The sequence below is a fragment of the Stenotrophomonas sp. CASM110 genome, from assembly GCF_049384345.1.
Taxonomy (GTDB): Bacteria; Pseudomonadota; Gammaproteobacteria; order Xanthomonadales; family Xanthomonadaceae; genus Stenotrophomonas; species Stenotrophomonas muris.
The window spans coordinates 86,927-105,524 of record NZ_JBMRGI010000015.1 but is presented as its reverse complement, the minus strand read 5'-3'; the positions used below and the strand labels follow the sequence as shown (position 1 = coordinate 105,524).

General features: G+C 68.2%; 18 protein-coding genes. 17 read left to right on the top strand and 1 reads right to left on the bottom strand.

The window, feature by feature from the left end; all coding sequences use genetic code 11:
• The first annotated feature begins 133 nt into the window (after positions 1-133).
• From VG561_RS14330 to pncB, 15 genes are all read left to right on the top strand, one after another.
• A complete protein-coding gene (locus VG561_RS14330) occupies positions 134-1,987 on the top strand; it encodes a S8 family peptidase (RefSeq protein ID WP_142235425.1) in 1,854 nt (617 codons plus the stop codon).
• Positions 1,988-2,123: 136 nt separating this feature from the next.
• On the top strand, positions 2,124-3,845 hold the full coding sequence (gene gspE, locus VG561_RS14325) for a type II secretion system ATPase GspE (RefSeq protein WP_014035931.1): 1,722 nt from the start codon (positions 2,124-2,126) through the stop codon (positions 3,843-3,845).
• A gap of 24 nt (positions 3,846-3,869) precedes the next feature.
• On the top strand, positions 3,870-5,090 hold the full coding sequence (gene xpsF, locus VG561_RS14320) for a type II secretion system protein XpsF (RefSeq protein WP_032956504.1): 1,221 nt from the start codon (positions 3,870-3,872) through the stop codon (positions 5,088-5,090).
• Positions 5,091-5,138: 48 nt separating this feature from the next.
• Positions 5,139-5,582, top strand: a complete 444-nt coding sequence (gene gspG / locus VG561_RS14315) for a type II secretion system major pseudopilin GspG (protein WP_014645890.1) — start codon at positions 5,139-5,141, stop codon at positions 5,580-5,582.
• A gap of 6 nt (positions 5,583-5,588) precedes the next feature.
• Positions 5,589-6,083 carry a type II secretion system protein XpsH gene (xpsH, locus tag VG561_RS14310; protein ID WP_014645891.1) on the top strand — a complete coding sequence of 165 codons (495 nt, stop codon included), beginning with the start codon at positions 5,589-5,591 and terminating at the stop codon, positions 6,081-6,083.
• Positions 6,080-6,499, top strand: a complete 420-nt coding sequence (gene xpsI, locus VG561_RS14305) for a type II secretion system protein XpsI (RefSeq protein WP_049442164.1) — start codon at positions 6,080-6,082, stop codon at positions 6,497-6,499. Before xpsH ends, xpsI begins: the two co-directional genes overlap by 4 nt.
• The gene (locus VG561_RS14300; protein ID WP_100449328.1) at positions 6,496-7,128 is read left to right on the top strand and encodes a type II secretion system protein J; all 633 of its coding nucleotides are present in this window, start codon (positions 6,496-6,498) and stop codon (positions 7,126-7,128) included. The genes xpsI and VG561_RS14300 overlap by 4 nt, the downstream gene beginning before the upstream one ends.
• Positions 7,125-7,988: a general secretion pathway protein GspK gene (locus VG561_RS14295; RefSeq protein ID WP_046428741.1), complete on the top strand. Its 864-nt coding sequence runs from the start codon at positions 7,125-7,127 to the stop codon at positions 7,986-7,988. Before VG561_RS14300 ends, VG561_RS14295 begins: the two co-directional genes overlap by 4 nt.
• Positions 7,985-9,130, top strand: a complete 1,146-nt coding sequence (locus VG561_RS14290) for a PilN domain-containing protein (RefSeq protein ID WP_111205443.1) — start codon at positions 7,985-7,987, stop codon at positions 9,128-9,130. Before VG561_RS14295 ends, VG561_RS14290 begins: the two co-directional genes overlap by 4 nt.
• Positions 9,105-9,818, top strand: coding sequence for a type II secretion system protein GspM (gene gspM, locus VG561_RS14285; protein WP_032957951.1), 714 nt, complete (start codon positions 9,105-9,107; stop codon positions 9,816-9,818). The genes VG561_RS14290 and gspM overlap by 26 nt, the downstream gene beginning before the upstream one ends.
• Positions 9,808-10,596, top strand: a complete 789-nt coding sequence (locus VG561_RS14280) for a hypothetical protein (RefSeq protein WP_014645897.1) — start codon at positions 9,808-9,810, stop codon at positions 10,594-10,596. The genes gspM and VG561_RS14280 overlap by 11 nt, the downstream gene beginning before the upstream one ends.
• 9 nt (positions 10,597-10,605) lie before the next feature.
• Complete coding sequence (gspD, locus tag VG561_RS14275; protein ID WP_014645898.1) at positions 10,606-12,813, top strand: type II secretion system secretin GspD; 2,208 nt, start codon at positions 10,606-10,608, stop codon at positions 12,811-12,813.
• A 617-nt stretch (positions 12,814-13,430) separates the two neighbouring features.
• Positions 13,431-14,282 (top strand): glycosyltransferase family 2 protein, encoded by an 852-nt coding sequence (locus tag VG561_RS14270; RefSeq protein WP_046428748.1) that lies wholly within the window; start codon positions 13,431-13,433, stop codon positions 14,280-14,282.
• Positions 14,279-15,118 (top strand): glycosyltransferase family 2 protein, encoded by an 840-nt coding sequence (locus VG561_RS14265; protein ID WP_423179712.1) that lies wholly within the window; start codon positions 14,279-14,281, stop codon positions 15,116-15,118. The genes VG561_RS14270 and VG561_RS14265 overlap by 4 nt, the downstream gene beginning before the upstream one ends.
• Before the next feature lie 101 nt (positions 15,119-15,219).
• The gene (gene pncB / locus VG561_RS14260; protein ID WP_014645901.1) at positions 15,220-16,401 is read left to right on the top strand and encodes a nicotinate phosphoribosyltransferase; all 1,182 of its coding nucleotides are present in this window, start codon (positions 15,220-15,222) and stop codon (positions 16,399-16,401) included.
• Between the two features lie 16 nt (positions 16,402-16,417).
• On the opposite strand, the gene VG561_RS14255 is transcribed toward pncB, so the two are convergent.
• Entirely contained in the window at positions 16,418-16,783 is a 366-nt protein-coding gene (locus VG561_RS14255; RefSeq protein WP_014645902.1) for a hypothetical protein, read from the bottom strand.
• 459 nt (positions 16,784-17,242) lie between these two features.
• Here VG561_RS14255 and VG561_RS14250 point away from each other — a divergent pair, with 459 nt between their 5' ends.
• Together VG561_RS14250 and VG561_RS14245 are read left to right on the top strand one after the other, a co-directional pair.
• On the top strand, positions 17,243-17,782 hold the full coding sequence (locus VG561_RS14250; protein WP_423179711.1) for a fimbrial protein: 540 nt from the start codon (positions 17,243-17,245) through the stop codon (positions 17,780-17,782).
• Positions 17,783-17,867: 85 nt separating this feature from the next.
• Complete coding sequence (locus tag VG561_RS14245) at positions 17,868-18,596, top strand: fimbrial biogenesis chaperone (protein ID WP_014645904.1); 729 nt, start codon at positions 17,868-17,870, stop codon at positions 18,594-18,596.
• Positions 18,597-18,598: the final 2 nt, after the last annotated feature.

Genomic DNA, 18,598 nt, shown 5'->3' with positions numbered 1-18,598 from the left:
CCCACGCCGGCGCCGTACCTGCAGTGAGGGCCTGGGGGGAGGTCACGGCAATCCCGGCTGGGCCGGCCGGGAGTCGTCAAGGAATGATGGCCGCAGTGTTGGTTCGATCCATGACCCAGAAGAGGAATTCGACGTGATCAAGAAGCAGAACCTTCGCATCAATGTGCTTGCCGCCGCCGTGCTGTCGATGACGGCGGTCGGTGCCGTCCACGCCGCCGGGTTGCCGACCCGTGAACCGGTGCGCCAGGCCAGCACCGCCCAGCCGGGTACCGAGCGCATCATCGTCAAGTACCGGGCCGGCGCTGCTGCCGCCACCGACCGCTCGGCGAAGCTGTCCACCGTGCAGTCCGCACTGACCCGTGCCAGTCTCTCCGGCGGCACGTCACGCGCCAGCACGCTCGGCCCGCAGGTGGTCCGCAAGCTGTCTACCGGTGCGGACCTCATCCGTGTGCAGGGCCGCCTGGCACCGGCCGAACTGCAGCGCGTGCTGAAGGAACTGAAGGCCGATCCGTCGGTGCAGTACGCCGAAGCCGACGTGAAACTGCGCCGCAGCGAACTGCGTGCCGGCAACGTGCAGCCGGCGCTGGTGCCGAACGATCCCTTCTACCAGCAGAACCAGTGGCATCTGCACAATGCGGTCGGCGGCATCAACGCACCGGCGGCGTGGGATGTCTCGCAGGGCGAGGGCATCGTGGTGGCAGTGATCGATACCGGCGTCCTGCCGCAGCATCCGGACCTGGTCGGAAACCTGCTGGAAGGCTACGACTTCATCAGCGATGCGGAGACCTCGCGGCGCCCGACCAACGATCGCGTGCCGGGTGCGCAGGACTACGGTGATTGGGTCGAGAACGACAACGAGTGCTATGACGGCTCGCTGGCCGACGACAGTTCCTGGCACGGCACCCACGTCGCTGGCACCGTGGCCGAGCAGACCAACAACGGCGTCGGCATGGCCGGTGTCGCCTACAAGGCCAAGGTGCTGCCGGTCCGCGTGCTGGGCAAGTGCGGCGGCTACCTGTCCGACATCGCTGATGCGGTGACCTGGGCCTCCGGCGGTACCGTGACCGGCATTCCGGCCAACACCAATCCGGCCGAGATCATCAACATGAGCCTGGGGGGCGGTGGTTCCTGCGCCAGCACCTACCAGGACGCGATCAACGGCGCGATCTCGCGCGGTACCACGGTGGTGGTGGCTGCCGGCAATGAAGCCGACAACGCGTCCAAGTACCAGCCGGCCAGCTGCGAAGGCGTGGTGACCGTGGGTGCCACCCGCATCACCGGTGGCATCACCTACTACTCCAACTATGGAGCCCGCGTGGACCTGTCCGGTCCGGGCGGTGGCGGCAGTGTCGACGGCAACCCGGGCGGCTACATCTGGCAGACCGGCTCCAATGCGGCCACCACGCCGGAATCGGGCACGCCGGGCTACATGGGCATGGGCGGTACCTCGATGGCCTCGCCGCATGTGGCCGCCGTTGCGGCACTGGTGCAGAGCGCACTGATCGCCAAGGGCAAGGATCCGTTGACCCCGGCCGCGATGCGTACCCTGCTGAAGGAAACGGCGCGTCCGTTCCCGGTCGCCATCCCGGCGGCGACCCCGATCGGTACCGGCATCCTTGATGCCAAGGCCGCGCTGGCCAAGGCACTGGAAGAACCGTGCACCGAAAACTGCGGGCCGGCGGCCACGCCGCTGACCAACAAGGCCGCAGTCGGCGGCCTGAACGGTGCTGCCGGCAGCAGCAAGCTGTACAGCTTCGAAGCCGTTGCCGGAAAGCAGCTCAGCGTGATCACCTACGGTGGCACCGGCAACGTCTCGGTCTACATTGCCCAGGGGCGTGAGCCGAGCGCCAGCGACAACGACGGCAAGTCGACCCGTCCCGGCACGTCCGAAACGGTGCGGGTGAACAAGCCGGTGGCGGGCACCTATTACATCAAGGTGGTGGGCGAAGCGGCATACAACGGCGTGAGCATTCTCGCCACGCAGTAATCACCTCGTGTCGTAGTTGAACGGCCGACGCCCGTCACCCTGTGTGACGGGCTTCGTCTTTTTACGAAAGGTGGCCGCAGGGCGGCGGAAATCACGGCTTAACTGCTAAAGTCGGGCCGATTGACAGGAGAGTCACGTGAACGCGCTCGCTGCAACCGTTACCGACGACGCCGAAGGCCGCATCCTGGATGCGTTGCTGGCGCGCGGCCGGCTCAAGGAAGGAGACCTGGCACGCGCGCGGCCATTGCATGCCGAGGCCGGCGGCAGTCTGCTGGGCCTGCTGGTGCGCCTGGGCCTGGTGTCTGAACGCGACCAGGCACAGGCCAGCGCTGAGGTGCTGGGCCTGCCGCTGCTGGAGGGCAAGCAGGTGCCGGAGGCCCCGCCGCAGGCGCTGGCCGAGGGACTTCCGCTGTCGCTGCGCTTCCTGAAGCAGTTCCATGTGTGCCCGCTGGAGTTGGATGAACACGGGGTGCGGCTGTGGCTGGCCGATGCCCACGACGCCTATCCACAGCAGGCCGTGCAGTTGGCCCTTGGGGTCCCGGTGACACCGGTGCTGGGCATGCGCGCGGAGATCGATGACCTGGTCGAGCGCTGGTTCGGCCAGGGCCGCAGCGCGATGGGCGCGATCGTGGAAACCGCGGATGGCGAGGGCGGTGCGGTCGACGACATCGAGCACCTGCGCGACCTTGCGTCGGAAGCACCGGTGATCCGCCTGGTCAACCTGGTGATCCAGCGTGCGGTGGAGCTGCGCGCTTCGGATATCCATGTCGAACCGTTCGAGAGCCGGTTGAAGGTCCGCTACCGCGTCGATGGCGTGCTGGTGGAGGGCGAAAGCCCGCCGGCCAACCTCACCGCTGCGGTGATCAGCCGCATCAAGATCATGGCCCGGCTCAACATCGCCGAGCGCCGCCTGCCGCAGGACGGCCGCATCATGCTGCGCGTGCAGGGCAAGGAGCTGGACCTGCGCGTGAGCACGGTACCGACCGCGCATGGCGAAAGCGTGGTGATGCGCCTGCTGGATCGCGAAACGGTGGTGTTCGATTTCCACCGGCTCGGCTTCACCGATGCCTTCCTGCCGCAGTTCCGCAAGGTGCTGGAACAGCCGCATGGCATCCTGCTGGTCACCGGCCCGACCGGCTCGGGCAAGACCACCACGCTGTACACCGCGCTGAGCCAGCTCAACACCGCCGACGTCAAGATCATCACGGTCGAAGACCCGGTGGAATACCAGATAGAAGGCATCAACCAGATCCAGGCCAAGCCGCAGATCGGCCTCGACTTCGCCAATGCCCTGCGCAGCATCGTGCGCCAGGATCCGGACATCATCATGATCGGTGAAATGCGCGACCTGGAAACCGCGCGCATCGCCATCCAGTCGGCGCTGACCGGCCACCTGGTGCTGTCCACCCTGCATACCAACAACGCAGCCGGTGGCATCACCCGCCTGCTCGACATGGGCGTGGAGGACTACCTGCTCACGTCCACCATCAACGGCATCCTGGCCCAGCGCCTGGTACGCCGGCTGGAGCCGACCCACGCCGAGCGCTACGAAGCCTCGCCGGAAGAGATCGAGCGGTTCGAACTGCGCCGCCTGCAGCCGGAAGGGCCGATCCACCTGTACCGCCCGAAGCCGTCTGCGCTGGCACCGACCGGCTACCTGGGGCGTACCACCATCATGGAATTCCTGGTGATGAACGATGCGCTGCGCCGTGCGGTGATGCGCCGCGATGGCATGGGCGAGATCGAGCGCATCGCCCGCGAGGCCGGCATGCGCACCATGTACGAGGATGGCCTGTCCAAGGCGTTGAGCGGGCAGACCACCATCGAGGAAGTGCTGCGCGTGACCGAGGAAAGCTGATGCGTGCAGGACGCCGGGGCTGACATGCCGAACTATCGCTACAAGGCGCTCAATCCGCATGGCGAGGTCTTCGATGGGCAGATGGAAGCGGCCAGCGAGGCCGAGCTGATCGCGCGCCTGCAGGACCAGGGCCACCTGCCGATGGAGACGCAGCTGGCCGACGCCGGCGCGATCGGCGGCAGCAGCTGGCGCAACCTGCTGCAGCAGCGCCCGCTGCAGGGGGCCGCGCTGCTGCAGTTCACCCAGCAGCTGGCGACCCTGCTCGGTGCTGGCCAGCCACTGGACCGCGCGCTGTCGATCCTGCTGGGGTTGCCCGAGGACGAACGATCGCGCCGCGCGATCACCGACATCCGCGACGTGGTGCGCGGTGGCGCACCGCTGTCCACCGCGCTGGAGCGCCAGCATGGGCTGTTCTCGCGCCTGTACGTGAACATGGTGCGCGCCGGCGAAGCCGGTGGCAGCCTGCATGAAACCCTGCAACGCCTGGCCGACTACCTCGAGCGCAGCCGCGCGCTGCAGGGCAAGGTCATCAACGCGCTGGTCTACCCGGCGATCCTGCTGGTGGTGGTCGGTGGCGCGCTGTTGTTCCTGCTCGGCTACGTGGTGCCGCAGTTCGCGCAGATGTACGAAAGCCTGGACGTGGCGCTGCCGTGGTTCACCAACGCGGTACTGCAGCTGGGCCTGTTCGTGCGTGACTGGTGGGTGCTGCTGCTGGTGGTGCCCGGCGTGCTGGTGCTGTTCTTCGAGCGCAAGGCGCGGCAACCGGCGTTCCGGTTGGCGCTGGATGGCTGGCTGCTGCAGCGGCGTGGCATCGGTCGCCTCATCGGCGAGCTGGAAACCGCCCGGCTGGCGCGCACGCTGGGCACACTGCTGCGCAACGGCGTCCCCTTGCTGGGGGCACTGGGCATCGCGCGCAACGTGCTGGGCAACCGCGCCCTGGCCGCTGACGTCGAAACGGCCGCCGATGAAGTGAAGAACGGCGCCGGCCTGTCGCTGGCCCTGTCGCGCGGCAAGCGGTTCCCGCGCCTGGCGCTGCAGATGATCCAGGTCGGCGAGGAATCCGGCGCACTCGATACCATGCTGCTCAAGGCCGCCGACACCTTCGAACAGGACAGCGCCCGGCGCATCGACCGCATGCTGGCGGCGATGGTGCCGGCGATCACCCTGGTGCTGGCCTCGGTGGTCGGCGCGGTGATCGTGGCCGTGCTGGTGCCGCTGTATGACCTGACCAATGCCATCGGTTGACGATGGCACTCCCTGCAACCCGATACTCCGCAACTGAAAGGACCGTCCATGATTGCCCGTCGCCGACCGATCCGCCTTTCCTTCACCGCCGCGCGCAACCAGTCGGGTATGAGCCTGCTGGAAATCATCATCGTCATCGTGCTGATCGGCGCGGTGCTGACCCTGGTCGCCAGCCGCGTGCTGGGCGGCGCCGACCGTGGCAAGGCCAACATCGCCAAGGCGCAGGTGCAGACCGTCGCCTCCAAGATCGACAACTACCAGATCGACACCGGCAAGCTGCCGGCCACGCTCAACGACCTGGTGACGGCGCCGGCCGGTGTCGGCGGCTGGCTCGGCCCGTACGCCAAGCCCGCCGACCTGAATGACCCGTGGGGCCACGCACTGGAGTACCGGGCGCCGGGCGAAGGCCAGCCGTATGAGCTGGTCAGCCTGGGCAAGGATGGCAAGGCTGGCGGCAGCAGCGTCGACGCTGACATCCGCTACCAGCCGTAACCGCGCATGACGCACTTCCTGCCGCGCCGGTTGCCACGCCCGCGCCTGCACGGCAGGCGCGCGGCTGGACTGTCGTTGCTGGAAATGCTGCTGGTGATCGCATTGATCGCGGCGATCGGCCTGATCACCGCCGCCGGCCTGTCGCGCGGGTTCGCCGGCATGCAGCTGCGCAGCGCCGGCAAGGACATCGCCAGCCAGCTGCGCATGGTGCGCGCGCAGGCGATCGCCCGCGGCGAACCGCAGCGCTTCGTGATCGAACCGGCACGGCGCCGCTGGGAGGGGGCCAACCAGCGCCACGGTGAGGTGCCGGCACAGCTGCAGGTGCAGTTCGAAGGCGCCGCACAGCTGGCCACCGCGGCGGGGCAGGGCGTGATCGAGTTCCATCCCGATGGTGGCTCCAGCGGCGGCCGTATCCGGTTGCAGCGCGACGGTGCCGAATGGCGCGTCGACGTCGGCTGGCTGACCGGCGAGGTCCGCTCCGGCCCCTGGCGGGCGCAATGAAGCGGCGCGCGCGTGGCTTCACCCTGCTGGAAGTGATCATCGCTTTCGCCCTGCTGGGCCTGGCGTTGACCCTGCTGCTGGGCAGCCTGTCCGGTGGCGCGAAGCAGGTACGTGACGCCGAGCTGCGCACGCGCGCGGTGCTGCATGCACAGTCGTTGCTGGCCCAGGCCGGTGTCGCCGCGCCGCTGCAGGTGGGCAGCCAGCAGGGTGACTGGGAACAGGGGCGCTATCACTGGGAGCTGCAGGTCCAGCCGTGGGTGGAACCACGCGCCGGCAACGTCGTGCAGGCCACGTCAGCGGGCACCCCATGGCTGGCCGAACTGCAGCTGCGGGTGCGCTGGGGCGACAGCGAGCGCGAACAACTGCACTGGCGCAGCCTGCGCCTGTTGCCGCCCGACCTGGAGAACGCGCGATGAAGCGGCGCGCCGCGGGCTTCACCCTGGTCGAAGTGATGCTGGCCACCGTGCTGCTGGCCGGTGGCCTGGCACTGGCCTTTGCCAGCGTGCGCTCGGCGATGGCGGTCAGCCAGCGCGGCGAGCAGATCGCCGCTGAAAGCGAACGCATGCGCGCGGTCGAGTCGTTGCTGCGCAGGCAGCTGGCGGGTGCACTGCGCACCCCGCTGGAGGCCCCGGACCCCACCCGCGAACCCATCTTCTTCCAGGGCGAGGAGCAACGCATGCTGTTCGCCGCCGACCTGCCCGGTTACCTCGGCCGTGGCGGCCCCTACCTGCACGCGCTGCAGGTGGACGGACGCGGTGGCCAACAGCGCCTGCTGCTGGACCTCGTGCTGCTGCAGGAAGGCGAGCGCATCGCCGAGAATCCGCCGCGCCCGCCAGAGGTGCTGGTGGACAACCTGAAGTCGGTGCAGCTGCGCTATCGCGGCATCGATGCCGGCACCGGGCAGGTGACCGACTGGCTGCCGCGCTGGGATGACACCCGCCGCCTGCCGATGCTGGTGGAAATCCAGATCGTGCCATCCCGGGGCGCGCCGTGGCCGCCACTGGTGGTGGCGCTGCGTGCCGGTGGCAGTGGAGGCACGCGATGAGCCGTCAGCGCGGGGCGGCATTGGTGCTGGTGCTGTGGCTGATCGCATTGATGACGGCGCTGGTCGGTGCGTTCGCGCTGAGCGCACGGGTCGAGCACCTGCAGCAGCGCGTGCTGGATGACGATGCACGCGGGCAGGAACGTGCGCGCGCCGGCCTCGAATATGCCCTCCTGCGCCTGTCAGCCGATCCGCAACGGGCGCCCTGGCGTGCCGATGGCCGTACCTACCGCTGGCAGTTCGACGACGCCAGCATCGAGATCAAGGTGCTGGACGAGAACGGCAAGATCAACCTGAACCTGGCCGACGCCGCACTGCTGACCGCCTTCCTCAAGGCGCTGGGCGAAGACGATGCACAGGCCCGGCAGTTGGCCGGCGCCATCATCGACTGGCGCGACGAGGACAGCCTGCTGCAACCGGGCGGTGGCGCCGAAGCGCCGGACTACGCCGCAGCCGGATTGCCCTACGGCCCACGCAACAAGCGCTTCGAGACCCTGGGCGAGCTACAGCGGGTCCTGGGCATGCGCGGACCCCTGTACCGGGCGATGCTGCCGCACCTGACCCTCTACAGCCGCCAGGCACGGCCGGATCCGCAGTTCGCCAGCGCGCCGGTGCTGACCGCGCTGGGCCTGGATGCGGACAGTGTGATGGCGCAGCGCGCACAGCAGGAGCGTGATGCAGATTCCGCTGGCGGCACGACAACGCTTGCCAGCAGCAGCGGCACCTATAGTATCGAGTCCGGTGCCATCGACGGCAGTGGACGCAGGTCGGTGTTGCAGGCAGTGGTACGCAGTGGCTCGGGCGGGGTTCCCGGGCGGACTTACACAGTGCTTCGCTGGGAGCAGGGAATGACAGCAAGATGACGGCGTGGCAGGACAGTCTGCGGCAGGTGCAGGGCCGGATCGGCCCGGGCGCCGGCCGTTTCCTGCGCTGGTGGCGGCAGTCGCTGCTGGCCTGGGTGCCGGTGCGCTGGCAATGGGCATTGGGCTGGGGCCAGGCACGCCTGCTGCTGCTGCACGAGGGCGACCAGCTGCAGGTCTGGCGTGAAGCCGGCGAACGCCGCGAAGCGGTGGCGCGCCTGCCGTGGCCGCTGTCGCCGGTGGAGCTGGACCGCGTGCTGGAGCCTCGCCTGCGTACTCTGCCGCGGGTGTGGCTGCTGCCGGCGACGGACGTCCTGCGGCGTAGCCTGCGCCTGCCTGCCGCAGCGGCCGACCGCCTGCGCGCCGTGGTCGGTTTCGAGATCGACCGGCAGACCCCGTTCGAATCATCCCAGGTCAGTTATGACGTGCGTGAGCTCGGCGCGGGCGGCGAGGGCCAGCTGCAGGTCGAACTGGTGGCGTGGCCATTGCGGCAGCTGGACGCATGGCGCACCAGTGTGGGCCCATGGGCCGATGCGCTGGCGGGCGTCGATGCCATCGATGCGCAGGGCAACGTGCTGCAGGTGAACCTGCTGCCGCCCGCACAGCGCCAACTGCGGCCAGACCCGATGCGACGCTGGAACCTGCTGCTGGCAGTGGCTGCCGTCGTGATGCTGGTACTGGCCGCGGTGCAGCTGCTCGACAACCGCCAGGCCGCCGCCGATGAGCTGCGTGCACAGGTCGAGCGCAGCGCGCGCAGTGCGCGAGGTGTGGCCAGCGAACGCGCGCAGCTGCAGGCGCTGATCGATGGCGCCGCATTCCTGGAGAAGCAGCGCAGCCAGCGCGCCGGCACCGTTGAAATCTGGAACGAACTGACCCGGCGCCTGCCGGAAGGTACCTACCTGGAGAAGCTGGCGATCGAGAACAACAACCTGCAGCTGATCGGCCTGAGCCGCGAGGCGTCGCAGCTGGTGCAGCTGCTGCAGGACGCACCGCAGTGGCGCAAGGTCAACCTGACCGGGGTGCTGCAGGCCGATGGCGCGGCCAGTGGCCGCGACCGCTTCACCATGACCGCCGAACTGCAGCCGTTGCCGGCCGCCGCACCAACCCCGGAGGCGGCCGATGCCGATGCCAAGCGCACGCCGTGACCGCTGGCTGGCGCTGGCACTGCTGCTGGCAGTGCTGGGCCTGGCCTATCTGCTGCTGGTGCACCCCTGGTTCACCCAGCCGCTGCGTGCGATCGATGCCGATGTCGCCGCCCTGCGCGAACGCGAGTCGCGCGTGCAGGCGCAGCTGCAGCAGCAGCCGCAGATCGAACAGCGCCTTCGCGCTACCCGCGAGGCACTGCAGCAGCGGCCAGGCTTCCTGCGCGAAGCCACTGCCGAAGCTGCCGCCGCTGCATTGGGCGCCCGGCTGCAGGATGCGGTGGCGATGGCCAGCCCGGGCAACCGCAGCTGCACCATCAGCAACCGCACGCCGCTGACCGACAACCGGCGCGACGCCGAGTTCGTGCGCGTCGCCATGCAGGTGCGCCTGCGCTGCGGGGTGGCCGAACTGGCCACCGTGCTGCACAGCCTGGAAACCGGCAGCCCACGCCTGTTCGTCGACAATCTCAACCTGATCGCGCAGCGCTTCCAGCAATCACCGAACGAATCGGGGCTGGGCCTGGACGTGTCCTTCGAGCTGGCCGGCTATCTGCTGCCGGGCGCTGCCGCCGATGGCACGGTTCCGGCGCCCGCTGCGACACCGGCACCGTCCGCGTCGCCGGCCGAGGCCGCACCTGCGCCGCAGCCGGCGCCCCCGTCCGAAGGGCAGGAGGTGGCCGATGAAGCTTGAGCAGATCAGCCTGCGTACCGGCTTCCTGCTGGCGCTGGCCGGTTGGGCGGCCGCCGTCTGGCTGGCGACCGGCTTCGGGCTGGGCAGCCAGCTGCCGGGTGCCGGCGGTGATGCCGACGCCGCGCCATCGCTGCCATCGCTGCCGCCGCTGGCGGCCGAGCGCATGGCCAGCGCCGACAGCTACAGCGCGATCGGTGAGCGCCCGTTGTTCGCCGAAGACCGCAGGCCGCGGCCTTATCTGCTGGGTGGCAGCGAACCGGCGGCCAGCGCCGCGTTGCGCCTCACCGGTGTGCTGCTGACCGGCGATTTCGGCATGGCCACGTTCACCACCGAACAGAACCGCTCGCTGCGCCTGCGCCTCAACGGCGAAGCCGTGGATGGCTGGCAGCTGGTGGCGCTGCAGCCGCGCCAGGCGACGGTGATCGGCCCTGGTGGCAACCAGGTCCTGGAACTGGCGGTGTTCAACGGCCAGGGCGGTGAGCCGCCGACGGTGCTGCGCGGTGCCAACGGCGCACCGCCTGCAGGTGCGATCGTGGTGCCGCCCTCGGCGGGCGCTCCGCCGGCGCCGCCACCGCCCGCGGCAATCCCATCGCCGTCGCCCGCTGGCAATGCACCAGCGCCTGCGGCGGCCGCTGCAACAACCCCACCGGCCAACAACAACGGTCCCAGTGAAGCGCAGATGCAGGCCATCCGCGAGCGCATCCAGGCCCGCCGCCGCCAGCTGCAGCAACAGCAGCAACAACCGTCGCCGCCCCCGGGCGATGGCACCAACCGATAGAGTGAATGCATGAACCTGCGTTTTCTTCCCTGGTCCTTTGCCCTCGCGCTGCTGGTCGGCTGCAGTACGGTGTCCGCGCCGCACGTGCAGCGCAACGGCAATCTGTCGCCAAGCGCCGACGCCGGCCAGGCGGCCGATGTCGCTGCCGATGCCGCCCGTGAAAGCCAGGGGGCACCGCAGGCGGTGATCCGCCGCGGCACCGGCACCATGATCAACCGCGAGGCCGCGCGTGCGCCGGCACCGGCGCTGCACGGTGCCAGTACCGGCGAGGCGACCTTCAACTTCGAAGGCGAATCGCTGCATGCGGTGGTCAAGGCCATCCTTGGTGACATGCTTGGCCAGAACTACGTGATCGCACCAGGCGTGCAGGGCACGGTCACCCTGGCCACGCCCAAGCCGGTATCGCCGGCGCAGGCACTGAACCTGCTGGAGATGGTGCTGGGCTGGAACAACGCGCGGATGGTCTACAGCGGTGGGCGCTACAACATCGTCGCCGCCGACCAGGCGCTGGCCGGCACGGTCGCGCCAAGCACGGCACCCGCGGCCAGCGCGCGCGGCTTCGAAGTCCGCGTGGTCCCGCTGCAGTTCATCTCCGCCACCGAAATGAAGAAGGTGCTGGAGCCGTACGCGCGCCCCAACGCCATCGTCAACGTGGACAGTGGCCGCAACGTGATCACCCTGGGGGGTACCCGCGCGGAACTGGAAAACTACCTGCGCACCGTCGAGATCTTCGACGTCGACTGGTTGTCGGGCATGTCGGTGGGCGTGTTCCCGATCCAGTCGGGCAAGGCCGAGCAGGTCGCGGCCGACCTGGAAAAGGTGTTCGGCGAAGAGAGCAAGACGCCCAGCGCCGGCATGTTCCGTTTCCTGCCGCTGGAGAATGCCAACGCCGTGTTGGTGATCACGCCGCAGGTGCGCTACCTGGACCAGATCCAGCAGTGGCTGGATCGCATCGACACCGCTGGTGGCAGCGCCCGCCTGTTCTCCTACGAGCTGCGCTACATCAAGGCGCGCGACCTGGCCGAGCGCCTCAGCGAGGCCTTCGCCAGCAGTGGCAACCGCGGCGGCTCCAGCCCGGCCTCGCTGGCACCGGGCGCCATTCCGTCGCAGCTGGGCGGCGACGGCGACCGTGGCATGGACAACAGCAGCAGCAACCTGGGTTCGACGCTGGGCGGAACCAGTGGTAGTGGCAGTGGCAGCAGCAATGGCAGCCTGAACCTGCCGCAGCGCCAGCCCGGCAACGTCAGTGTCAGCCTGGAAGTGGAGGGCGACCGCGTCGGCGTGTCGGCGGTGGAGGAAACCAACACCCTGCTGGTGCGCTCGACGCCGCAGGCGTGGCGCTCGATCCGCGAGGTGATCGAGAAGCTGGACGTGATGCCGCTGCAGGTACACATCGAGGCACAGGTGGCCGAAGTCGCGCTGACCGGTGACCTGAAGTACGGCGTGAACTGGTTCTTCGACAATGCCGTGGCTGGTCGCGCGCTCACCGGAGCCCTGGCGGGCCTGACCCTGCCGCCGGCTGCAGGTGGTTCGTGGAACACTTTCGCCGGCGGCGTCACCGGCAATGACGGTGTGGGCTGGGCCTTCACCGGCCACAACGCGGCCGCGGTGGTCAGTGCACTGGACAAGGTGACCGACCTGCGCCTGCTGCAGACGCCGTCGGTGTTCGTCCGCAACAACGCCGAGGCCACGCTCAACGTCGGCGACAAGGTGCCGATCAACACCACCACGGTGAACACCGGCGTGGGCACCAGCACCTACAGCTCGGTGCAGTACATCGACACCGGCGTGATCCTCAAGGTGCGCCCGCGCGTGACCCGCGACGGCACCGTGTTCCTGGACATCGTGCAGGAAGTCAGCAGCGCCTCGGACGTGCCGGAGGCCTGCAACCCGACCGAGCGCAACTGCAACCCGCGCATCTCGACCAAGAAGCTGTCCACCGAAGCGGCGGTGCAGAGCGGTGACACCATCATGCTGGCGGGCCTGATCACCGATTCGGCCACCGACGGCAGCAGCGGCATCCCGGGGTTGAGCAGGATTCCGGTGGTCGGTGCGTTGTTCGGGCAGAAGACCCGCACCAGCCGTCGTTCGGAAGTGATCGTGCTGCTGACCCCGACCATCGTGCGCAACAGCCAGGAATCGCGCAACCTGACCGACGAGTACAGCAAGCGCTTCCGCGCGATGGAGCCGCTGAACCAGCCGCGCGCGAAGAAGTAAGGGGTTTCGGCCGGGCGGCGCCCCGGCACCCGCCGAGGCCGGAGCAACGGCAACGGCCAAAGCGAAAGCAACAGCAACAGCAACAGCAACAGCGGGTTTACTGAGGGAGGGTGGGTCGGCGTGGGGTGGCAGGACACGCCGTAAACCCGTCCCTGGGGGCTCGATGGCGCCATCCATGGCGCCAACGGTCCTGCCACCCCACGCCGACCCACCTCTGACAGAGTCCCGCGGCTGTTGGTAGGTGTCGACCTTGGTCGACACGGTAGATCCGCGCCATGCGTGGATGACTGTCTGTCAGATTTCGAAATCAGAAAATGGGGTCAGATCCGTTTTCCTCTGGAAAACGGATCTGACCCCAGGCTTTGCCGACAGATCGCAGAAATCTGTCGAAGGCGGGGTGGGTCTGGTTGCGGGGGCGTGAGCCGCATGGATGCGGCGACCGAGCTTACATGGACGTACTTGCAGCGTCCCCCGCAACCGGACCCACCCCGCCATCCCCCAGGAACCCGCTCTGGCTGTTGCTTCGGCTTCGGCTCCAGCCTCCGCGGGTGCCGGGTGCAACCCGGCCGATACCCTCCCGGTGCTACGCTGTGGCCACCGACAACCACGGAGGCGGGATGGGGGCGATCGTGTTGTTGCCGCTGTGCGTGGACGATGCCGCACTCGACCGCTGCCTGGCCGCGCTGGATGCCGGCACGGCGCCAGGGACCGCGGTCTGGTTGGCCGATGACGCACAGACCGGGCCACGCGCGCAGGCGGTGGTGGAACACTGGCTGGCGCATACGCCGCTGCAGGCCGAGTACACCCGGCGCGCGCGGCCACTGGGCGAAGTCGCCCATCTGGACGAGATGCTGCGCGCCTGCGATGGCCTGGACGTGGCCGTGCTGGCGCCGGACAGCGTGCCATCACCCGGCTGGTTGCAGCAGTTGCAGGATGCCTTCGCCCGCGATGCCGCGATCGCCACCGCAACCCCCTGGTGCAATGCCGGCGAGACCGCCGCGTGGCCACGGCTGGGCGAGATCAATCCCGAGCCGCAGGACCCGGTCCTGCTGGCGCACACCTGCGCGACGCTGCCGACGCTGCACCCGGAGCTGCCATCGGCGGTCACCCACGCGGTGCTGGTGCGCGGCAACGCGCGCCGTCGCGCCGGCGGCCTGGACGTGGACAGCTACGCTGGCTGGAACGCGGCACTGGTCGACCTCAGCCTGCGCATGGCCGGCCTTGGCTGGCGCAACGTGTTGTGCGAGACCGCCTTCGTCAGCCGGGCAGGGGAGGCGGTCAGCCGCGATGGCGATCTGGAGGCCCTGGCCGCGCGCTGGCCGGCCTGGGTACCGCGGCTGGCCGATTTCCTGATGCACGACCCGCTGCACGGGCTGCGCGCCGACCTGCAGCAGCGCATGCGGCAGGCGATAATGCCGAAGGAACAGGGCGACCTGTTCGTCCCGTCAGTGCCGGAGCCACCCGTTTGAATGTTGCCATCGCCGCCATCGTCGTCACTTACCAGAGTGGGAGCACCATCGATGCCTGCCTCTCGCGCCTGCGCCAGGCGCAGGATGTGGCCGAGATCCGGGTGATCGACAATGGTTCGCTGGATGGCACCCTGGACATCGTGCAGCGGCATGCCAGCCACGATCCACGCGTGCGCTTCGTCGGCAACCCGGACAATCCCGGCTTCGCCGCCGCCAACAACCAGGGCGTGGCCGACTCGCACAGCCCGTGGCTGGCCTTCATCAACCCGGACCTGATGGTCGAGCCGGACACGCTGGCCGAACTGCGCTCCCGCGCCGAAGCGCTGGGCGACTGCCTGCTGGGCGTTGAACAGGTGGACGAGCATGGCCATGCCGACGAGGCGGTGCGCCGCCGCGACCCGGATTTCCTGAGGATGCTGCGTTCGCCCGGCAAGGGCTCGAAGCTGGCGGTTCCGCGTGAGCCGCACCAGGCACTGCAGCGGGTGCCGGCACTGTCCGGCGCACTGCTGATGATGCCGCGCGCGCTGTTCGACCGTATCGGTGGCTGGGACGCGGGCTATCGCCTGCACGCCGAGGACCTGGACCTGTGCCGGCGCGCGCGCGAAGCCGGCGCGGTGGTAGCGATCGCCAACGACCTGCAGGTTACCCATGTGCGCGGTGTCTCCAGCCGCTCGCGGCCGTTCTTCGTGGAATGGCACAAGCACAGGGGGCTGTGGCGCTACTTCCAGAAGTTCGAGGCCAGGCAGCGTTCGCTGCCGGCGCGCGCGGCGGTATGGGCTGCGATCTGGGCGCATGCGCTGATGCTGGTGCCGCGCCTGCTGCGCAGGTCGTTGTAGAGCCGAGCCCACGCTCGGCTGCATGGAAAGGGTCATCCACGCATGGTGTGGCTCCACTCGCCGCGCCCACGGTTCACTCCGCCGGGCGCATAATCCGCCCCATGCCTATCATCCAGTCCCTGCTCGACACCGACCTGTACAAGTTCACCATGATGCAGGCGGTGCTCCACCAGCACCCCGGCGCCCAGGTGCAGTACCGGTTCAAGTGCCGCACCCCCGGCATCGACCTGGCAAGCTACATCGCCCAGATCGATGAGGAAATCGACCACCTGTGCAGCCTGCGTTTCAGCGACGCGGAACTGGACTACATGCGTGGCCTGCGCTTCGTGAAGCCGGACTTCGCCGATTTCCTCGGCCTGTTCCACCTGGACCGCAAGTACATCCAGCTGCGTGCGTCGACGGCCGTGCCCGGCGAGATCGAGCTGGACATCACCGGCCCGTGGCTGCACACCATCCTGTTCGAAGTGCCGCTGCTGGCGATCATCAACGAAGTCTGGTTCCGCAACACCACCACGGCCGACTTCGCCGAAGGCGAGCGCCGCCTGCAGGCCAAGGCCGCGCTGCTGCGCGATACCCCCGGTTTCGAGCACTGCCGCATCGCCGACTACGGCAGCCGCCGCCGCTACTCGCGTGACTGGCATGCCCGCCTGCTGCCGCTGCTGCGCGACGCGCTTGGCCCGCAGCTGGTCGGTACCAGCAACGTCCACTTCGCGCGCCTGTATGGCATGACCCCGCACGGCACCATGGCCCACGAGTACCTGCAGGCGTTCCAGGCGCTCGGCCCGCGCCTGCGTGATTCGCAGGTGGCAGCACTGGAATCGTGGGCGCGCGAGTACCGCGGCGATCTTGGCATCGCGCTGTCCGACGTGGTCGGCCTGGACGCGTTCCTGCGCGACTTCGACATGTATTTCTGCAAGCTGTTCGACGGTGTGCGCCATGACTCCGGCGATCCGTTCGACTGGGGCGACCGCATGCTGGCGCATTTCCAGCAGCGCCGGGTCGATCCGCGCAGCAAGGTGCTGGTGTTCAGCGATGGGCTCGACATCGCCAAGGTGATGCGGCTGTACGACTACTTCCGCGGTCGCTGCCAGGTCGCGTTCGGCGTTGGCACCCACCTGACCAATGACCTGGGCCCGACGCCGCTCAACATCGTCATCAAGATGGTCCGCTGCAACGGCCAGCCGGTGGCCAAGCTCAGCGATTCGCCGGGCAAGAGCATGTGCGACGACCCGGGTTACTTGGCCTACCTGCGCCAGGTGTTCGAATTGCCGCAGCCGGAGTAATACCGGCCTGCAGGGCTTACAGGTAGTCGACGACCACCAGGTAGGCGCCCTGCAGCGGCTGCTGCTTCGAAGCCTGCACGCTGTAGCGCTCGGAGAAGGCGATATCGCCGGCGCGCATCGCGCTGGCCGACACCGACAGCTTCTGGCCCTGGCGCTTGCCGTCACGCAGCGTCGCCGCCTGGCCATCGGCCAGTGCCGTCACGGCCACCGTCGAACCCTTGGCCGACGGCGGGCAGGCCGCCAGGCTCAGCTCACCCTGGGACAGGTTCGTCGTGCAGCCCGGCTCGGCGATACGGCCGCTGAAACGGATGCTGCCGCTGCTGGCCTGGGCCAGCGCACTGACGGACATCAGGGCCACGCACAGCAGAATGGAGTTCCTCATGACACGTTCTCTGGTTCGGTGTGTCCTAGTTAGCGACAGGATCGATCAACCTTTAATAGGACGATTCCGAATCTGCTAGGGCCATCACCAAGAAAGAGTGATGCGCATCAAAGAAGCCAAATTCCCCCTGAAAAATGCCTGTTTCCGCGCGTGCCGAACGCGTCGCGCAATGCGACATCCCCAGTCGTTTGTAGCGTGACCGGGCCCCGCGTCAAATCCCCCGCACCCCGAGGCTGTGATTTCGCCTAGCACGTCACATTTAATGCGTCAATGAATTGGCGTTCAGAAAAATAATGAGACTTTCATCACAGTTGTGCCTATACTTGCGTCACGGATTCAGGGAGAGGTATGTCCGAGTCCGGCCACAGGTGAGACGCAAGGATGGGTCTTGTTAGCCCGGCAGTGCTCCTTGCTTCCTCCTCTACTTCTCATCTCTTCAGTAGGGTTAGGTAAAAGCGAATGCACAAGATGAACCTCATTGCCGCTCTGATGCTGGCCGCCGCTCCGCTGGCCGCCAACGCCGCCGACGGCACCATCACCTTCAATGGCAAGGTGACCGACAAGACCTGCACCATCTCGACCCCGGGCGGCAAGGACTTCGCCGTGACCCTGCCGACCGTGTCCAAGAACACCCTGGCCACCGCCGGTGCCGTTGCGGGCCGTACCCCGTTCGACATCAACCTGACCAAGTGCAGCGCCGGCAACGTCGCCACCTACTTCGAGCCGGGTTCGACCGTCGACTTCAACAGCGGCCGCCTGGTCAACCAGGCCTCGGCCAACGCTGCCACCAACGTGCAGCTGCAGCTGCTGGGCTCGAACAACCAGTTCCTGCCGATCAAGGCTGCCGGCGCTGGCCTGGCGCAGACCAACTCGCAGTGGGTCACCGTCGGCACCGACGGCTCGGCCGATCTGAACTACTACGCTGAGTACTACGCCACTGCCGCCGCCACCCCGGGCGACGTCACCAGCAGCGTCAAGTACACGATCATCTACAACTGATCGTCGTCGTACCCGCACTGGCCGGCGTACGCGCCGGCCAGTGCTTCGCGGCCCCTGGCCACACCCCTCGAGCGTAGTACTTCCGATGAAAGCAATCTTTCCCCGGGCGCTGCTGCTGGCAGCGTTCACGCTGCCCTTCTGCCAGAACGCTCTGGCCGGCGTGGTGGTCAACGGCACGCGAGTGATCTATCCGGCGCAGGCGCGCGAAGTGACCGTGCAGGTCGACAACGTGGGCGATTCGCCGGCGCTGGTCCAGGCCTGGATCGACAGCGGCGACGCCAACCAGACCGCCGACAACAGCGACGCCCCGTTTGTACTGACGCCGCCGATCGCGCGTGTCGAGCCGGGCCGCAGCCAGGCGCTGCGCGTGATCTTCTCCGGTGCGCAGCTGCCGACCGATCGTGAGTCGGTGTTCTGGCTCAACGTGCTGGATGTGCCGCCGTCGCCCGACAACGCCGACAGCGGCGACCAGAATTACCTGCAGGTCGCGTTCCGTTCGCGCCTGAAACTGTTCTACCGGCCGCAGGGCCTGAAGGGCGTCGCCAACGACGCGCCGGCAGCGTTGCGCTGGACCCGCACGGGCGATCGCCTGCGGGTGGAAAACCCCAGCCCCTTCCACGTCACGCTGGCCGAAGTGCATGCCGTGACCGGCAGCAGCGAGAAGACCGTCGAGGACAAGGGCGCCATGGTCGCGCCGAAGCAGAGCCTGGAGTTCACCGCACCGGCGGGCTCCGACCAGGTGCGCTTCATCACCATCAACGATTACGGCGGTCGGGTGGAGCACACGGTCCGCCTCGGCAGTACCGGGGGCTGAAC